Source organism: Streptomyces sp. TG1A-8 (genome assembly GCF_030499535.1).
Taxonomy (GTDB): domain Bacteria; phylum Actinomycetota; class Actinomycetes; order Streptomycetales; family Streptomycetaceae; genus Streptomyces.
This window is the reverse complement of record NZ_JASTLB010000001.1, coordinates 5,418,855-5,435,944: the sequence shown is the minus strand read 5'-3', so window position 1 is coordinate 5,435,944 and position 17,090 is coordinate 5,418,855. Positions and strand designations below refer to the sequence as shown.

General features: G+C 74.0%; 14 protein-coding genes and 4 pseudogenes. 3 read left to right on the top strand and 15 right to left on the bottom strand.

Features of this window, described 5'->3' with window-relative positions; all coding sequences use genetic code 11:
• Positions 1–13: 13 nt before the first annotated feature.
• Genes QQY24_RS23880 through QQY24_RS23865 form a run of 4 tightly spaced genes read right to left on the bottom strand, consistent with a single transcriptional unit; the run spans position 14 to position 3,595 of the window.
• Entirely contained in the window at positions 14–1,105 is a 1,092-nt protein-coding gene (locus QQY24_RS23880; RefSeq protein WP_301974756.1) for an amidohydrolase family protein, read from the bottom strand.
• Between the two features lie 18 nt (positions 1,106–1,123).
• On the bottom strand, positions 1,124–1,918 hold the full coding sequence (locus QQY24_RS23875) for an amino acid ABC transporter ATP-binding protein (RefSeq protein WP_301974755.1): 795 nt from the start codon (positions 1,916–1,918) through the stop codon (positions 1,124–1,126).
• The gene (locus QQY24_RS23870) at positions 1,915–2,748 is read right to left on the bottom strand and encodes an amino acid ABC transporter permease (RefSeq protein ID WP_301974754.1); all 834 of its coding nucleotides are present in this window, start codon (positions 2,746–2,748) and stop codon (positions 1,915–1,917) included. Before QQY24_RS23870 ends, QQY24_RS23875 begins: the two co-directional genes overlap by 4 nt.
• A gap of 4 nt (positions 2,749–2,752) precedes the next feature.
• Positions 2,753–3,595: a transporter substrate-binding domain-containing protein gene (locus QQY24_RS23865; RefSeq protein ID WP_301974753.1), complete on the bottom strand. Its 843-nt coding sequence runs from the start codon at positions 3,593–3,595 to the stop codon at positions 2,753–2,755.
• 229 nt (positions 3,596–3,824) lie between these two features.
• Between QQY24_RS23865 and QQY24_RS23860 the strand changes: the two genes are divergently transcribed.
• Positions 3,825–4,925: an alanine--glyoxylate aminotransferase family protein gene (locus tag QQY24_RS23860; RefSeq protein ID WP_301974752.1), complete on the top strand. Its 1,101-nt coding sequence runs from the start codon at positions 3,825–3,827 to the stop codon at positions 4,923–4,925.
• Positions 4,926–5,057: 132 nt separating this feature from the next.
• Here QQY24_RS23860 and QQY24_RS23855 read toward each other — a convergent pair whose 3' ends face one another.
• From QQY24_RS23855 to QQY24_RS23845, 3 genes are all read right to left on the bottom strand, one after another.
• A complete protein-coding gene (locus tag QQY24_RS23855; RefSeq protein WP_301974751.1) occupies positions 5,058–6,119 on the bottom strand; it encodes an aminotransferase class V-fold PLP-dependent enzyme in 1,062 nt (353 codons plus the stop codon).
• A gap of 97 nt (positions 6,120–6,216) precedes the next feature.
• Positions 6,217–6,933, bottom strand: a complete 717-nt coding sequence (locus tag QQY24_RS23850; protein ID WP_301974750.1) for a DsbA family oxidoreductase — start codon at positions 6,931–6,933, stop codon at positions 6,217–6,219.
• A 178-nt stretch (positions 6,934–7,111) separates the two neighbouring features.
• The gene (locus QQY24_RS23845) at positions 7,112–8,641 is read right to left on the bottom strand and encodes an aldehyde dehydrogenase (NADP(+)) (RefSeq protein ID WP_301974749.1); all 1,530 of its coding nucleotides are present in this window, start codon (positions 8,639–8,641) and stop codon (positions 7,112–7,114) included.
• Between the two features lie 128 nt (positions 8,642–8,769).
• On the opposite strand from QQY24_RS23845, the gene QQY24_RS23840 reads away from it, so the two are divergent.
• Together QQY24_RS23840 and QQY24_RS23835 are read left to right on the top strand one after the other, a co-directional pair.
• Positions 8,770–9,543: an IclR family transcriptional regulator gene (locus QQY24_RS23840; protein ID WP_301974748.1), complete on the top strand. Its 774-nt coding sequence runs from the start codon at positions 8,770–8,772 to the stop codon at positions 9,541–9,543.
• A gap of 248 nt (positions 9,544–9,791) precedes the next feature.
• Positions 9,792–10,075, top strand: a pseudogene (locus tag QQY24_RS23835) (sigma factor); the annotation flags it as partial.
• A 75-nt stretch (positions 10,076–10,150) separates the two neighbouring features.
• Here QQY24_RS23835 and QQY24_RS23830 read toward each other — a convergent pair.
• From QQY24_RS23830 to QQY24_RS23795, 8 genes and pseudogenes are all read right to left on the bottom strand, one after another.
• Positions 10,151–10,948, bottom strand: coding sequence for an HAD family acid phosphatase (locus QQY24_RS23830; RefSeq protein WP_301974747.1), 798 nt, complete (start codon positions 10,946–10,948; stop codon positions 10,151–10,153).
• 223 nt (positions 10,949–11,171) lie between these two features.
• Positions 11,172–11,657, bottom strand: a pseudogene (locus tag QQY24_RS23825) (sugar ABC transporter substrate-binding protein); the annotation flags it as partial.
• A gap of 1 nt (position 11,658) precedes the next feature.
• Positions 11,659–12,012, bottom strand: a pseudogene (locus QQY24_RS23820) (Gfo/Idh/MocA family protein); the annotation flags it as partial.
• 5 nt (positions 12,013–12,017) lie between these two features.
• Positions 12,018–12,868: pseudogene (locus QQY24_RS23815) on the bottom strand (carbohydrate ABC transporter permease).
• A 29-nt stretch (positions 12,869–12,897) separates the two neighbouring features.
• Positions 12,898–14,640, bottom strand: coding sequence for an L-arabinonate dehydratase (gene araD, locus QQY24_RS23810; protein ID WP_301974746.1), 1,743 nt, complete (start codon positions 14,638–14,640; stop codon positions 12,898–12,900).
• Entirely contained in the window at positions 14,628–15,539 is a 912-nt protein-coding gene (locus QQY24_RS23805; RefSeq protein WP_301974745.1) for a dihydrodipicolinate synthase family protein, read from the bottom strand. The genes araD and QQY24_RS23805 overlap by 13 nt, the downstream gene beginning before the upstream one ends.
• On the bottom strand, positions 15,536–16,192 hold the full coding sequence (locus QQY24_RS23800) for a GntR family transcriptional regulator (RefSeq protein ID WP_301974744.1): 657 nt from the start codon (positions 16,190–16,192) through the stop codon (positions 15,536–15,538). Before QQY24_RS23800 ends, QQY24_RS23805 begins: the two co-directional genes overlap by 4 nt.
• Positions 16,193–16,444: 252 nt before the next feature.
• Complete coding sequence (locus QQY24_RS23795; protein ID WP_301974743.1) at positions 16,445–17,029, bottom strand: TIGR03086 family metal-binding protein; 585 nt, start codon at positions 17,027–17,029, stop codon at positions 16,445–16,447.
• Positions 17,030–17,090: the final 61 nt, after the last annotated feature.

Genomic DNA, 17,090 nt, shown 5'->3' with positions numbered 1-17,090 from the left:
CACGGGCGTTCCCCTACTCCACGACGCGCCCGTTCAGTACCACCCGGCGCGGTGCCGCCAGGACGCGGACGTCCGCCCGGGGGTCGGACTCGTACACGACCAGGTCGGCCGGCGCCCCCTCCTGCAGTCCGGGGCGGCCCAGCCAGGCCCGGGCGCCCCAGCTCGCCGCCGCCAGGGCGGCCAGCGGCGGGATGCCGGCGGTGACCAGTTCGGCCACCTCCGCCGCGACCAGGCCGTGGGCCAGCGAGCCGCCGGCGTCCGTGCCGACGTACACCGGGATGCCGGCGTCGTGGGCCCCGCGCACGGTGTCGTAGCGGCGCTCGTGCAGTCGGCGCATGTGCGCCGACCAGCGCGGGTACTTGGCGTCGCCGCCGGCCGCGAGCTGCGGGAAGGTGGCGATGTTGACGAGGGTCGGGACGATCGCGACGCCCCGCTCGGCGAACAGGGGGATCAGGTCCTCGGTCAGGCCGGTGGCGTGCTCGACGCAGTCGATGCCCGCCTCCACCAGGTCGCGCAGGGAGCTTTCGGCGAAGCAGTGCGCGGTGACGCGGGCGCCCAGGCGGTGGGCCTCGGCGATGGCCGCCCCGGCGGCCTCCCGGGGCCAGCAGGGCGCCAGGTCGCCGAGGTCGCGGTCGATCCAGTCGCCGACCAGTTTGACCCAGCCGTCGCCGCGCCGGGCCTCCCGGGCGACGTGGTCGACGAGGGCGTCCGGCTCGATCTCGTGGGCGTAGTTGCGGATGTAGCGGCGGGTGCGGGCGATGTGCCGGCCGGCCCGGATGATCCTCGGGAGGTCGTCGCGGTCGTCGATCCAGCGGGTGTCGGCGGGCGAGCCCGCGTCGCGGATCAGCAGGGTGCCCGCCTCGCGGTCGGCCAGGGCCTGCTTCTCGGCGGTCTCCGCGTCGACCGGGCCCTCGGCGTCGAGGCCGACGTGGCAGTGCGCGTCGACCAGGCCGGGCAGCGCCCAGCCCTCGACGGTCCGGACGTCCCGGGCGCCGGCGGGGCGGTCGTAGGAGACGCGGCCCCCGACCACCCACAGCCCGTCGCGGACGTCCTCGGGTCCGGCGAGGACCCGCCCCTTCACGTGCAGCACCGCGTCATCGCTCATGCACCGCACCTTAGTGAGCTACGGTTCCGCCCTGTCCACCCGGTCCGGGGCCCCCTCCTCCACCTCCGCCATCGCCGGGTCGAGCAGGCGGGACAGGAAGTGGCGGGTGCGCTCGTGCCGCGGGGCGCCGATGACCCGCTCGGGGCTGCCGTCCTCCACGATCACGCCGCCGTCCATGAAGACGACCCGGTCGGCCACCTCGCGGGCGAAGGTCATCTCGTGCGTGACGACCATCATGGTCATGCCCTCCTCGGCGAGCCCGCGCATGACGGCGAGGACGTCGCCGACCAGCTCGGGGTCGAGCGCGGAGGTCGGCTCGTCGAACAGCATCACCCCGGGTCCCATGGCGAGGGCGCGGGCGATGGCGACGCGCTGCTGCTGGCCGCCGGAGAGGGAGGCCGGGTGGGCGTCGGCCTTCTCGGACAGGCCGACGCGGGCCAGGTTCTCGGCGGCGATCCGGGCCGCTTCCGCCTTGTCCCGCTTGAGCACCCGGCGCTGGGGCAGCGTGAGGTTCTCGGTGACGGACAGGTGCGGGAAGAGGTTGAACTGCTGGAAGACCATGCCGATGCGGCGGCGTGCGGCGTCGATGTCGACGTCCGGGTCGGTCAGTTCGGTGCCCCCGACGAAGACCCGGCCCCGGGTGGGCTCCTCCAGGAGGTTCACGCAGCGCAGCAGGGTCGACTTGCCGGAGCCGGACGGCCCGATGACGCAGACCACCTCGCCCCGGCCGATCTCCAGGTCGATGCCGCGCAGGACGTGGTTGTCGCCGAAGGACTTGTGCAGCCCCTGGACGCGGATCTCGGGGCGGCTCACTTGATCTCCTTCTGGGCCTTGGCCTCCAGGCGGCGCACGACGAAGCCGAGCGGGACGGTGACCAGCAGGTAGCACAGGCCGGCCACCAGGATCGGCGTGGAGTTGGCGGTCGTGCTGGCCAGGTCGCGGCCGAACTTGGACAGGTCCCGTTCCTCCAGCGTGACGCCGAGCAGCAGGACCAGCGAGGAGTCCTTGAAGAGGATCACGAGTTCGTTGGTCAGCGGCGGGAGGATGATCCGCACGGCCTGCGGGATGATGACGGAGACCATCGCGCGGGCGGGCGAGAAGCCGAGGGAGCGGGCCGCCTCCATCTGCCCCTTGGGCACCGCCTGGATGCCGGCGCGGAAGGTCTCGGCCATGTACGCGGCGCCCACCAGGCCCAGCGCGATGGCCGCCTTGCCGTAGGTGCCGCCGACGATCTGCGTGCCCGGGAACGCCAGCGGCACGGCCACGGCGATGAAGATGAAGATCAGCAGGGCCGGCAGGCCGCGGAAGATCTCGATGTAGAGGCCGGCCAGCCAGCGGTACGGGCCGACGGAGGACAGCCGCATCAGGGCGATGACGAGGCCGAGGGCCAGTCCCACAGCGAAGCCGGACGCCGTGTACAGCACGGTGTTCTTCAGCGCGAGCGTGATGACGTCCGGGAACATCTGCCGGGCGATGTCCACTTGCGCGAACTGGTTCTGCAGCCGCCCCCAGTCCGCCGTGACCGCGGCGGCGATCACGGCGGCGACGAAGACGACGTACTGGACGGCCCGTGACAGCCGGCGCTTCCGGCGGCGGGTCAGTCCCCTGGTGACGGGCCCGGTCTTCGCGTCTGTGTCGGTCATGGGGTCAGGCGGCGGGGGAGGCGGCGGAGGCGTCGTAGGGGCCGATCCACTTCTCGTACAGCTTCTTGTACGTGCCGTCGGCCTTGGCATCGGCGATGGCCTTGTCAAGTGCCTCGCGCAGCCCGGTGTTGCCCTTCTTGACCGTGAAGCCGTACTGCTCGCCGGTCTTGAGGTTGTCGACGACCTTGAAGGCGCTCGCGTTCGCCTTGTCCTTCAGCCAGCCCTGGACGACCGGGTAGTCGATGACGACGGCCTGGACCTGCCCGGTGCGCAGGCCGTTGAGGACCGCGTCCGACGACTCGAAGGAGACCGGGTCGTAGCCCTTGGCCTTGGCGTAGTCCTCACCGGTGGTCTGCGCCTGGGCGCCGAGCTTCCTGCCCTTGGCCCGCACGTCCGCGAGGGAGGTGAGGCCGCTCTTCCTGTCGACCAGGACGGCCTGGGTGGCCTCGAAGTACGGGTCGGAGAAGTCGACGTTCTTCTTGCGCTCGGCGGTGATGGTCATGCCGGCGGCGGCCAGGTCGCACTGCCCGGAGTTGAGGAACGCGCCGGTCTTGAAGTTCTCGAACGGCGTGTCGAGGATCTGCTGCCTGACGCCGAGGTCCTTGGCGACCAGGTCGATGAGGGAGACGTCGAAGCCCTGCACCTTGCCGTCGATCTCCGACTGGAACGGCGGGTACGGCAGGTGGGTGCAGGTGGTCAGCTGACCCGCCTTGACCAGGTGGACCCCCTTGACGGTGGTCTTGCCGCTCCCCCCGTCGTCCGAGGAGCAGCCGGCCACGAGCACGAGCCCGGCCGTCGCGGTGGTGGCAGCCAGGAGGCGGGTCCGGCGCCCGAGGAGCGTTTTCATGGGGGAGATCTCCTATGGATAACTGTGGGTTCTGATTATAAGGAGATGTTTGGGTCCCTCAAACCAAACCCATGGCAACGGGGCCGTCCGGCCTGAGAAGTCGCCGGTGGCTGCCGGCGGGTCACCGTGGGTCACCGGCCGGAGGGGGGCCGGGGACGGGCGTTACCCTCGTCTGCGTCGACGTCGGACCGGTCCCCGTGACCCTCGTGAGCGGAAAGAGAGCACCGCCGTGACCCACCCCCTCCTGGATCTGCCCCCGCTGACGGCCGAGCGGTTCGCCGCCATCGCGGACCGGGTGGCCCGGCTGCTCGGCACCCGGCAGGACGTCGTGATCACCCAGGGCGAGGCGCTGCTGCCGCTGGAGGGCGCGATCCGCGCGGCGGCCGGCCCCGGCACGGTGGCGCTGAACGTGATCACGGGCCCGTACGGGCAGACCTTCGGCGACTGGCTGCGCGACTGCGGCGCGACGGTGCACGACGTGTCCGTGCCCTTCCACACGGCGGTGACGGCCGCGCAGGTCCGGGAGGCGTTCGCCGAGCACCCGGACGTCGACTTCGTGTCGTTGGTGCACGCCGAGGCCGCGACGGGCAACACCAACCCGGTCGCCGAGATCGGCGAGGCGGTGCGCGAGCAGGGCGCGCTGTTCTACCTCGACGCGGTCGCCTCCGTCGGGGCGGAGCCGGTGCTGCCGGACGCGTGGGGCGTCGACCTGTGCGTGATCGGGGCGCAGAAGGCGATGGGCGGCCCGGCGGGCGTGTCGGCGATCTCGGTGAGCGAGCGGGCGTGGGCCCGGATGACGGCCAACCCGCACGCCCCGCGCCGCTCCTACCTCTCCCTGCTCGACTGGAAGGAGCGCTGGATCGACGGCGGCCGCAAGGCGCTGCTGCACGCTCCGGCGCAGCTGGAGATGCTGGCGCTGGAGGCGTGCCTGGAGCGGATCGAGGCGGACGGCCTGGACGCGGTGATGGCCCGGCACCGCAGCGCGGCACTGGCCACGCGGGCCGGGGCGGTGGCGCTGGGCGGGGGCCTGGAGCCGTACGTGTACGAGGCGGGGGACGCGGCGCCGGTCGCCACGACCCTGCGGGTGCCCTCCGGGGTGGTGGCGTCGGAGCTGGTGGCGCGGGCGCTGGAGGACGACCCGGCGCTGCCGCTGGCCGCGGGCGGCGGTGCCCTGTCCCGGGAGATGGTCCGGGTCAACCACTACGGACCCGACGCGACGCCGGGTGCGGTGCACGGGGCCCTGGCGGCGCTGGGCGCGGCACTCGCCGGGGAGGGGCTGGCCGTGGACCCCGGGGCGGCGCGGCAGGCGGCGGAGGACGCCTGGCGGTAGCGGGCTCCGCCGCCACGGCCCCGGGACGCGGTGGCGCCGGAGGGGCCGGCGCGCCCCGCCGCCGGGCGCGGGGCCGCGCAGGGGGCCGGCGCCGCTCCCGGGAACACCGTCCCCGGGCCGGGTCCCGCCCGGTCAGCCGGACAGCGCGTCCAGCAGGCGGTCCACGTCGGCGGCCGTGTTGTACAGGTGGAAGGCCGCGCGCAGGTTGCCGGCGCGGTCGGAGACCTCGATGCCCGCCTCGCTCAGCCCCGGCTGCCTGGAGCCCAGCCCGGGCACCGAGACGATCGCCGAGCCGGGGGCGGGCAGCGGCTCGTGGCCGAGGCCGGCGAGCCCGGCCCGGAACCGGTCGGCGAGCCCCACGGCGTGCGCGTGCAGCGCGGGCACCCCGAGTTCCTCGACCAGTTCCAGCGAGCGGCGCAGCCCGGCGTAGCTGAACAGGGCGGGCGTGAGGTCGAACCGCCGCGCCGAGCGGGCGAGGTCGGTGACCGGGCCGTAGCAGCTGCGCCAGAGGTCCTCGCCCGCGACCCAGCCCGCGAGCACCGGGGTCAGTCCGCCGAAGTCCTCCGGGAGGGTGAGGAAGGCCGACCCGTGCGGGCCGAGCAGCCACTTGAAGGTGACCGCGGCGGTGAAGTCGAAGGCGTCCGCGTCGGCCGGCAGCCAGCCGGCGGACTGGGAGAAGTCCACGTACGTGCGCGCCCCGTGCGCGCGGGCGGCCTCGCGCAGGGCGGACAGGTCGGCGATCCGCCCGTCGGCGGACTGCGCGGCGCTGAGCGCGACGAGCGCGGTGCCCGGGCGGACGGACTCGGCGACCCGCTCCAGCGGGACCGTGCGGACCTTGAGGTCGCCGCGCACGTGGAACGGGTTCAGCACGGAGGTGAAGTCCTCCTCGACGGTGAGCACTTCGGCGCCCGCGGGCAGCGAGGCGGCGATCACCCCGGTGTGCGCGGCGACCGAGGCGCCCGCGGCCACCCGGGTGGCGGGCACGCCGGTGAGCCGGGCGTACGCGGCCCGGCAGGCCTCGACGTCCTCGTGCAGCGGCGTCAGCGGCCGGCCCTCGGCCCGCAGCAGCGCCGCCCGGTGCAGGGCGGCGACGGTGCGGGCGGGCAGCAGGCCGTTGCTGGCGGTGTTGAGGTAGGTGCTCCTCGGGGTGAACTCCGCGCGGACGAGGCTCTCGAACGTCTCCGTGGTCTCCATGGGACCACTGTGCGGTCCGGGGCGTGTCCCGTCCATCACACTTTCTCGCGTGGTTTCCCCCAGGAAGCCTTATACATCGGCGCCGGCCTGCGGTTCCTCAGTGCCGCGGCACCGCGCAGCCGTCGGGGCCGCACGCCTCGGCACCGGCTCGACCGACCGGTTCGGGCGACGGCCGCTCCTCCCAGGCCCGGGCCAGCGCCTGGGCGAAGACGCCGACGGGCTGGGTGCCGGAGACGCCGTAGGTGCGGTCGAGGACGAAGAAGGGGACGCCGTTCGCGCCGAGCCGGGCGGCCTCGCGCTCGTCGGCGCGCACCGCGTCGGCGTACGCGTCGGGGTCGGCGAGCACCGCGCGGGCGGCCCCGGCGTCCAGGCCGGCCTCGACGGCCAGCGCCACGAGGCGTTCGTCGCCCCCGGTGAACAGCGAGCGCTCCTCGGCGAAGTTGGCCCGGTACAGGAGGGCGAGCAGTTCGTCCTGCCGGCCGTGCTCCTTGGCGAGGTGCAGCAGGCGGTGCAGGTCGAAGGTGTTGCCGTGGTCGCGGCCGCGGGTGCGGTAGGCCAGGCCCTCGGCGGCGGCCTGCGCGCCCAGGCCGTCCTCGCCGGCCCGGGCCTGTTCCTCGCTCATGCCGTACTTGCGGGTGAGCATGGTGAGCACGGGTTCGACCTCGCCCTTCGGGCGGTCCGGGTCCAGTTCGAAGGAGCGGTGCACCACTTCGACCCGGTCGCGGTGCGGGAAGGCGGCCAGCGCCTTGTCGAAGCGGGCCTTGCCCACGTAGCACCAGGGGCAGGCGATGTCGCTCCAGATCTCCACGCGCATGTCTTCGGCTCTCCAGGTCACGGCGGCGCGGAGACCCCCTCCGCCCGGTGCGTGAACGTTCAAGCAGCCGGGTTGATTCCCCGGGCCCGCGAAGCGCGGGTACGGGGGGCGGGGACGTGCCCCGGCCGCCCGGTCCCTGGGCGCGGCGGCCGCCCGGCGCGGCCCGCCGCCGCGCCCGCTACCGCTCCAGCACCCCGTTGAAGCGCCGGGGAAGGCCCAGCGGGTTGCCGTCCCTCAGCTCGGGCGGCAGCAGCGCCTCGGGCGCGTTCTGGTAGACGACCGGCCGCAGCCACCGCTCGATGGCCGTGCCGCCCACGGAGGTGGCCGTGGAGGTGGTCGCGGGGTACGGGCCGCCGTGGTGCTGGGCCGGCGCCACGGCCACGCCCGTCGGCCATCCGTTGACCAGCACGCGTCCCGCCAGCGGCGTCAGCTCGGCCAGGATCTCCGCGCCCCGGCCCTGCCCGGCGGCCTCCCGCGAGGACAGGTGGACGGTCGCCGTGAGATTGCCCGGCAGCCGGCGCAGCACCGCCGTGGCCTCGGCCTCGTCCGCGTAGCGGACCACCACGGTGACGGGTCCGAAGCACTCCTCCAGCAGCAGGTCGTGCGCCCCCCGCTCGGTCAGCCTGTCCGCCGCCACGGTGAGGAAGCCCGCGCTGACCGTGTGCTCGCCGCCCGCGCCCGGCGTGACCGGCGACCCCACCTCGGGCAGTTCCGCGCGCTCGGCGACGCCCGCGAGGAAGTTGTCCCGCATGCGGTGGTCGAGGAGGACGCCCGGGTCGGTGTCGCTGACGGCGTCGGTGAGGGACTTCACCACCTGGTCGCCGGCCGCGCCGGAGGGCACCAGCACCAGTCCGGGCTTCACGCAGAACTGGCCGACGCCCAGGGTCATGGACCCGGCGAGCCCGGAGCCGATGGCCCCGCCGCGCTCGGCCGCCGCGGCCTCCGTGACCACGACCGGGTTCAGCGAGCCCAGCTCGCCGTGGAACGGGATGGGCACCGGACGGGCGGCGGCGGCGTCGAACAGGGCGCGTCCGCCGCGCACGGAACCGGTGAAGCCCGCGGCGGCGACCAGCGGGTGCTCGATCAGTTCCACGCCCGCCTCGAAGCCGTGCACCAGGCCGACGACGCCTTCGGGTACGCCGTGCCCGGCGGCGGCCCGGCGCAGCACCCGGGCGACCAGTTCGGACAGGGCCGGGTGGTCGGGGTGCGCCTTGACGACCACCGGGCAGCCCGCGGCCAGCGCGCTCGCGGTGTCACCGCCGGCGACGGAGAAGGCGAAGGGGAAGTTGGAGGCGGAGTAGACGGCCACGACGCCCAGCGGGACCTTGTAGCGGCGCAGGTCCGGGACGGGCGGGGTGGCGGTGTCGTCGGGGTGGTCGATGACGACGTCCAGGAAGGCGCCCTCGTCGACGATGTCGGCGAAGGCCCGCAACTGGTAGGTCGTGCGGGCGAGTTCGCCGCTCAGCCGGACCGGGCCGAGCGCGGACTCGGCGTCGGCCACCTCGATCAGCTGTTCCCCGGCCGCGTCCAGGCCGGCGGCGGCCGAGCGCAGGAAGGCGGCGCGGACCGCGCGGTCGGCGAGGGCGCCGCGCACGGCGTGCGCCGCCGTGACGACCTCGTCCACCTCCTGGGCCGTGGCCTCGACCGCGACCTGTTCCCGCTGCTTCCCGGTGCGCGGGTCGACACTCCAGACTGGTGCTGCTGCCACCGCGGGTCCCTCCAGTTGAGGCGCTTTCCAGGTCACCCATCAGTCGCGTTCGATATACTGAACGCCGTCTCTGATGATGAATATGCTGCTCGGAGACTATTTCCCGTCCAACGAAGGGGTCAAGGGCGATGTCGGCAGGCGAGACAGGCGGCGGGGCGCAGGTCAAGTCCGCGGTGCGGACCGTGGAATTGCTCGAGTACTTCGCCGGCCGACCCGGTATGCACTCCCTCGCGGCCGTCCAGGAGGCCGTGGGGTACCCCAAGTCCAGCCTGTACATGCTGCTGCGCACGCTGGTGGAGCTGGGCTGGGTGGAGACGGACGCCACGGGCACGCGGTACGGCATCGGGGTGCGGGCCCTGCTGGTCGGCACCTCCTACATCGACGGCGACGAGGTGGTGGCCGCGGCCCGCCCGACCCTGGACCGGCTCTCCGACGACACCACGGAGACGATCCACCTGGCCCGGCTCGACGGCACGAACGTGGTCTACCTGGCCACCCGCCAGTCGCAGCACTACCTGCGGCCCTTCACCCGGGTCGGCCGCCGGCTGCCCGCGCACTCCACCTCCCTCGGCAAGGCGCTGCTCGCGACCCACACCGACGAGCAGGTGCGCAAGCTGCTCCCGGAGACGCTGCCCGCGCTCACCGAGCACACGATCACCGACCGGGAGGAGCTGATCGGGGAACTGCACCAGGTCCGCGAGCAGGGCTTCGCCGTGGACCGCGAGGAGAACACGCTGGGCCTGCGCTGCTTCGGCATCGCGATCCCCTACCGCACCCCGGCCCGCGACGCCGTCAGCTGCTCGGTCCCGGTGGCCCGGCTGACCCCGGCCCACGAACAGATGATCAAGGACGCGCTGTTCGACGCGAGGGACCGGCTGACCCTGGCGACCCGCCGGCTCTGAGCGGAGGGCGGGCGCCCCCTCGCGGGACCGGTCCACTCCGGCCCGCCCACTTCACCCCGAGGAGCGCGGGGCCGGCGGTGCGGGTGGCGGCCGGATCGTTCCCCCGTCACGCCGCTTTCGGGTTGTCCGTGCGACGGGATCGGGCCCGCTCGTGGTGCGGCGGTTCGGCGGGCCATACGCTGTCCGCAACCCCGTACGGCGCCTGTCGCCGACATGACATGCGCAGGTCGTACCGAGAAGAGGTCCCCGTGGGCACGGTCGCCGACGACGCCGCCTCCGCGGAGTTCCACGCCTTCTTCGAGCGGCACCACGCCGAACTGTCCCGTCTCGCCCGCCTGCTGACCGGCGGGCCGGACGCCGCCGACGGCCTGGTCGCGGACGCCCTGCTGGCGCTGTGGCACCGCTGGGACCGGGTGCGCGCGGCCGGCCACCCGCCGGCCCGCGTCCGGGGCGTGGTGGCCAACCTGCCCGGACCCGGATCCGCGGCGCGGTGCGCGAGCGCCGCCGGGCCGCGCCGTGCTGGTCGCCCCGCGGGAGCGCGGGTGCGGGGGGAGGGCTGCTCGCCCCCTTCCCCGCACCCCTGCGCCCCCCGCGGCCGGGCGGCCGGTCAGGACACGAAGTACGTCGGGTTCGGCAGCTTGTAGGTGCGGTCGGCGTGGCCGCCGTCCAGGTCCGAGTACTGGTCGCCGAAGTTGGCGACGATCTCGTAGCCGAGGTCGTCCTCGATGTGCTTGCGGGTACCGGCCTTGAACTGCACGGTCGTGCAGGTCCAGGCGCCCGGGGCGGCGCACTCGCCCAGATAGGCCGGCGGGTGTTCCTTGTCCTTGAGGAACATGTGGCCGGTGTCGAGGTTCACGTCGGCGCCGACCTTCTTCAGGTTCTCCACGGCGGCGGTGCGCTGGGCCTCGCTCAGACCGGAGTTGTAGAAGACCTCGACGCCCTTGGACTCGGCGTAGTTCACCAGTTGGGGGCTGCCGAAGACGGCCGGGCGGTCGGCCCGGTTCACGTAGTCGGCCCACGTGGCGCCGTTGTAGCCGTAGTTGTTGCGCTTCTCGTAGTCCAGGCTGAGCAGCAGCGTGTCGTCGATGTCGAAGACGACGGCCGGCTTCTCGCCGTGGTGGCGCGCGGTGCGGGCGGCCCGGTCGATGTAGCGCTCGGCGTCGGCGTCGATCCGTGCCAGGTCCTTGGCGTACGGGCTGTCGGGGGACGCCTGGTACACGCCGTTGCCGTCGGTGGTGGTGCCGTAGTAGGCGTCGATGTCCTGCGTCAGGAGCCCGATGTTGTAGGGCTCGTGGGTCGAGTTCGCCGTCGACTGCCCGGCGGTGGCCGCGCCGGCCCCGTACAGGGCGCCGCCGGCGAGGGCACAGGCGGCGGTGACCGCCGCGATCCGCAATGTTTTATGCATGACAGGTTTCTACGCGCGTCATCCGGGTGAGCGCGAGACCCGTTGCCCGATCGATATCAAGCCATCACCGCACGGGGGAGGGCGGGCACCGGCCTCCGTCCCCGGGGCCCGGTCCCCGGGGCGCGCCTCCCCCGGCACCGTCACCGGCCCGGCCGGCGGCGGGCCGGTGACGGTGCCGGCGACGTCCGAGGGGCCGGCGGGGCCGGCGCCGTGCCGGTCCGCCTCAGTGGTTCCTCCGCCATTCCGCCTGCGCCTTGTTCAGCTCGCCGGCCAGCGTGTCCGGGAAGTCCTTCGCGCTCAGCCTCCCGAGCAGCACCTTCTGGAAGTTCGGCTCGTTGCCCGCCTTGGAGAGGGTGTTCCAGTCGGGCAGGTAGTACGGGAGCTGCACGATCTTCGTCCTGGACCCGTTCAGCGCCTCGGCCGCCAGCTTCGTCGGCTCCGACGCCCGCACCCACGCGTCCCGTGCCGCCCGCGTGTTGGCCGGCACCTGCCCCGCCGTCTCGTTCCACTCGCTGTTGGCCTCGTGGGACGCGGCGAACTCGATGAACTTCCAGGCCGCCGCCTCGTTCCGGCCGGACCTGAACAGGGCCAGTCCGTCGACGGGGTTGGACACCTGCACCCGCCTCCCGCCGTCCAGCGTCGGGTTGGGGATGCCCCGGAACCTGCCCCTGAGCGCCTTCTCGTGGTCGGTGCGGGACCCGAGGTTGTGGCCCGGCCTCGGCGACCTTGCCGGCCATGCGCCGGTACGCGGCGTAGGAGGGCGCGGGCGGTTTCTCCAGCAGCAGGTGCACCCCGCGCGCGGCGGCGGTCAGGGCGAGGTCGGTGTGGGTCGGGATCGGTGTGCAGATGACGGCGATCCGGGCGCCGGTGGAGTCCAGGAGCGCCCCGAGGTCGGTGGACTACTCGGGGACGCCGAGCCCGTCGGGGATCTCCTCGCCGGTCGGCGGGGTCAGTTCGCAGATGCCCGCCAGGCGGAGCAGGCCCTCTTCCCGGAGCCGGCGGATGTTGTCCAGGTGCCGGCGGCCGTGGCCGCGCGCGCCGACGAGCACGACCGGCAGCGGTGTCGCGGTCATCCCTTCACCGCCCCCGCGCTGAAGCCGGTGATCAGCCACTTCTGGATGAAGGCGAACACGACGACCACGGGGGCGGCGACGACGCCGCCCGCGGCCAGGGCGCCCAGGTCGACGCTGTCCGCGCTCATCAGGGTGTTCAGGCCGACCGGGATGGTCTGCTTGCTCCGGTCGGACAGGAACATCAGGGCGAACAGGAAGTGGTTCCAGGCGTGCACGAAGGCGAAGGAGCCGACGGCGATGAGCCCGGGCCGCAGCAGCGGCAGCACGACGGCCCGGAAGGCGGTCAGCCGGTTGCAGCCGTCCACCCAGGCGGCCTCCTCCAGGGAGTACGGCACGTTCCGGATGAACCCGCTGATCAGGATCATCGGCAGCGGCAGCGGGAAGACGGTCTCGGCGAGGACGACGCTGCCCAGCGAGTTGATCATCCGGAGCCCGGCGAAGACCTGGAACAGCGGCACCAGCAGCAGCGCGCCCGGCACGAACTGGGAGCACAGCAGGGCCAGCACGAAGCCGCGCCTGGCCGTGAAGTCGAACCGGGCGAGCGCGTAGCCGCCGGCCAGTGCGACGACCGTGGTCAGCACCAGGGTGGCGACGCCGACGCAGACGCTGTTGGCGAAGTAGGTGGCGAAGCTGCGCTCGGTCCACACCTTGCGGAAGTGGTCGCAGGTCGCCGGCCAGGGCACGAGCGAGGTGGAACCGGCCGGGCGCAGCGCGAAGAGCAGGATCCAGTAGAAATCCAGTAGAAGGGGACGAGGGTGAACAGCAGGTAGATCCCCAAAGGGACGTGGAGGTACCGCAGCGGGACCTGGTCCCGGGTGCGGCGCCGCCCGCGCGGACGGGCGGGCACGGACACCGCGCGCTCGGGGGCGCGGGGGATCAGCCTGCGTAGGGGTCCGGCACGTGGCCGGGGCGGGCCAGGAACTCGAAGTCGCAGCCGGTGTCGGCCTGGGTGATCTGTTCGCTGTAGAGCGCGCCGTAGCCGCGCTCGTAGCGCGCGGGCGGCGGCGTCCACGCGGCCCGCCTGCGCGCCAGCTCCTCCTCGTCCACGCGCAGGCACAGGGTGCGCGCCGCGACGTCCAGGGTGATCAGGTCCCCGGTGCGCACCAGGGCCAGCGGCCCGCCGACGTACGACTCCGGTGCCACGTGCAGCACGCAGGCGCCGTAACTCGTGCCGCTCATCCGGGCGTCGGAGATCCGCACCATGTCCCGCACGCCCTGCTTGAGCAGGTGGCCGGGGAGCGGGAGCATGCCGTACTCGGGCATGCCGGGGCCGCCCTTCGGGCCGGCGTTGCGCAGCACGAGCACGCTGTCGGCGGTGATGCCCAGGGACGGGTCGTCGATGGTGCGCTGCATCGTCCGGTAGTCGTCGAAGACGACCGCGGGGCCGGTGTGCCGGAGCAGGCGGGGCTCGGCGGCGATGTGCTTGATGACGGCGCCGTCCGGGCAGAGGTTGCCGCGCAGGACGGCGACCCCGCCCTCGGGGGCGACCGGGTTGTCGCGGGGCCGGATCACGTCGTCGTCGTGGACCCGCGCCCCGGCGAGCTGCTCGCGCAGGGTGTCGTGCGTGACCGTCGGCCGGTCGAGGTGGAGCAGGTCGGGTATCCGGGAGAGGAAGCCGGGCAGGCCGCCCGCGAAGTGGAAGTCCTCCATCAGGTACCGCTGCCCGCCGGGGCGGACGTTGGCGAGGACCGGGACCGTGCGGGCGATGCGGTCGAAGTCGTCCAGGGTGAGCCGCACCCCGGCCCGGCCCGCCATGGCGATCAGGTGGATCACGGCGTTGGTGGAGCCGCCGAGGCCGAGGACGGTGGTGACGGCGTCCTCGAAGGCCTCCCGGGTCAGGATCCGGCTCAGCGTCCGGTCCCGGTGCACCAGTTCGACGGCCGCCAGGCCCGCCCGGGCCGCCATGCGGTCGTGTCCGGAGTCCACCGCCGGGATGCTGGAGGCGCCCGGCACGGTCACGCCGAGGGCCTCCGCGGCGGCCGTCAGCGTGGAGGCCGTCCCCATGGTCATGCAGTGGCCGGGCGAGCGGGCCAGGCCGCTCTCCAGTTCGGCCATCTCGCAGTCGCCGACGAGTCCGGCCCGCCTGTCGTCCCAGTACTTCCACATGTCGGTGCCGGAACCGAGGACCTCGCCGCGCCAGTGACCGGGGAGCATGGGCCCGGCCGGCACGAAGACGGCGGGCAGGTCCGCGGAGGCGGCGCCCATGAGCAGGGCGGGGGTGGTCTTGTCGCAGCCGCCCATGAGGACCGCGCCGTCGACGGGGTAGGACCGCAGCAGTTCCTCGGTCTCCATGGCGAGCATGTTGCGGTAGAGCATGGGGGTCGGCTTCTGGAAGGTCTCGCTGAGGGTGGAGACCGGGAACTCCAGCGGGAAGCCGCCCGCCTGCCACACCCCGCGCTTGACGGCCTGGGCGCGCTCGCGCAGGTGGACGTGGCAGGGGTTGATGTCGGACCAGGTGTTGAGGACGGCGACGACGGGCTTGCCGAGGTGTTCCTCGGGGAGGTAGCCGAGCTGGCGGGTGCGGGCGCGGTGGCTGAAGGAGCGCAGTCCCCCGGTGCCGTACCACTGGTGGCTGCGCAGGTCCTCGGGGTTCTTGCGGGGGGCGTTCACAGCGACCACCCGGCGGCGATGGCGGCGACCTCGGCGCGTTCCTGCTCGGGCAGCGGACTGCTCGGCGGGCGCACGTCCCGCCGGCACAGGCCGAGGGCGGCGAGGGCCTCCTTGACGACGGTGACGTTGTGGGCGGAGCCGTGGGCGGCGCGCAGTTCCTCGAAGCGGCGGACCTGCTCCCACACCTTCATGGCGGCCGGGTAGTCGCCGGATCGAAGCGCTTCGATCATGTTCAGCGAGAGGACCGGGGCGACGTTCACGAGCCCGGAGGTGAAGCCGGTGGCGCCCGCCGAGAAGTAGGAGGGCGCGTACGGTTCGGCGAGGCCCGCCACCCAGACGAAGCGGTCCAGGCCGGCGTCGCGGGCGAAGGCGGCGAAGCGGGCGGCGTCCGGGACGGCGTACTTGACGCCGATCACGTTCGGGCAGTGGCCGGCGAGTTCGGCGAGGCGGGCACCGGGCAGCCGGGCGTCGCGGACGTAGGGGACCACGCCGGTCTCCGGCACGGACTCGGCGACGGCGCGGTGGTAGGCGACCCAGCCGGCGGCCGAGACGTAGGGGTGCACGGGCTGGTGGACCATCACCATCCGGGCGCCGAGGTCGCGGGCGTGCCGGGCGGAGGCGATCGCGGTGGGCAGGTCGTGGCCGACGCCCACGAGGACCTCGGCCCGGCCGGCGGCCTCCTCGACGGCCGACTCGGTGACCAGGCGGCGCTCCTCGGGGGCGAGGGCGTGGAACTCGCCGGTGTTGCCGCCCGGGGTGAGGGTCCTGATCCCGGCGTCGAGCAGGCGGCGCAGCAGGGCCCGGTGGGCGCTCCGGTCGACGGTGCCGTCCGCGGCGAAGGGGGTCACCGGGATGGCCACCACGTCGGCCAGGGCCGCCCGCTGGGCTTCGAACGTCACGCCGGTCACGGGTGGCCCTCCTCTGGGCGGGGCTCGGGGAAAGCCCGTCGGACGAAGGACGCGATGTGGGCGTGCAGGGCGCTCGCCGCGCCGTCCGCGTCGCCGTCCAGCGCGAGCCGCAGGATGTCCCGGTGCTCGGCGGCCTCCCGTCGCCAGGACGGGTCGGCCGCCCAGGCCACGGCCGACACGAGGGCGGCCTGGTCGCGCACCTGGTCGAGCATCCGGCCGAGCAGCGGGTTGCCGCAGGGCAGGTACAGGGCGCGGTGGAACTCGCGGTTGGCGAGCGAGCGTTCGGCGGTGTCGGTGGCCGCGTCGGCGCGGGTCAGCGCGTCGCGGGCGGCGTCCAGGGGGGCGCCGCGCAGCACGACGCGTCTGAGTGCCTCGGGTTCGAGGAGCAGCCGCACGTCGTAGACCTCGCGCGCCATGTCCGCGTCCACCATGCGCACCGTGACGCCCCGGTACTGGTTCATCACGACCAGACCGGTACCGGCGAGGGTCTTCAGCGCTTCGCGCACCGGGGTCTTGGACACCCCGAACTGGGCGGCCAGCTCCACTTCCACCAGGGCCTGCCCGGGCGTCAGCCGCCCGGTGAGGATGCGGTGCTTGATCGCCTCCAGCACGTACTGCGTGCGGGACGGGATCGGGGCGGGCGGGGAGGTCATGCGGTCCTCTCGGATATCGTGTATCGCGTCTCGTATATGACGTACGAAGTACGATGCCCGAAGGTAGGAGGGAGTCCGGCTTTCGTCAATGCCTCCGGCACGGGAGGGCCCCGTCGGCGCGGAGCAGGGGCGGGGCGGGCCGCACGGGCCCGGGTGACACGGGGCCGGCCGGCGCACGCGGGCCGGTGGGGTCCGGAGCGGACCGGGGGCCGCGCGGGCCGGACGGGGCGTGGGGCGGCCGGCCCCGGGGTCCTACGGCCGGCGCCAGCCCGGGTCCCGGCCGCTCAGGCCCACCGCGCGCTCCAGCGGGGTCGCCCCTGCCGGGACCGGGACGGGCGGGCCGAAGATGCCGTCGCCCCCGTCCGGGTCGCCCGCGGCGGCGTCCAGGAAGGTGCGGGCCGCCTCCAGGGCGGCCGGATCGGGTTCGTAGGGCAGGCCGAGCGCGCGGGCCAGGTCCCAGCCGTGGATCACCAGTTCGTCGGCGACGACGGCGCCCGCCACCTCGCCGGGCAGGTCCACGCCGCCCGCACGGGTGGACCCGGTCCAGGCGGCCGGGTCGCGCCAGGCCCCGGCGAGTTCGCGCAGCGCCGCGGGCAGCTCCTCGCGCCAGCCGGGGCCGAGGTCCGGGACGGCGGCGTCCGGACCGGTGCCGGTGGTCGCCCCGAGGTCCTTGCGGGCGGCGTCCCGGAAGGCGACGGCCAGCATCTGCAGGTGGCCCAGCAGGTTGCGCACCGCGTAGCGCGGGCACGGGGTGGGGGCCGACAGCTGCCCGTCGCCCACCGCCCCGGCGAGCCCCGCCACAACGCGGGTCTGCGGGCCCAGGTCGACCATGGTCATGTCGTGCTCCTTCAGGGTGGCGGTACCCGTACGGAGTGCCGACCGGCGCCGCCCCCCGAAC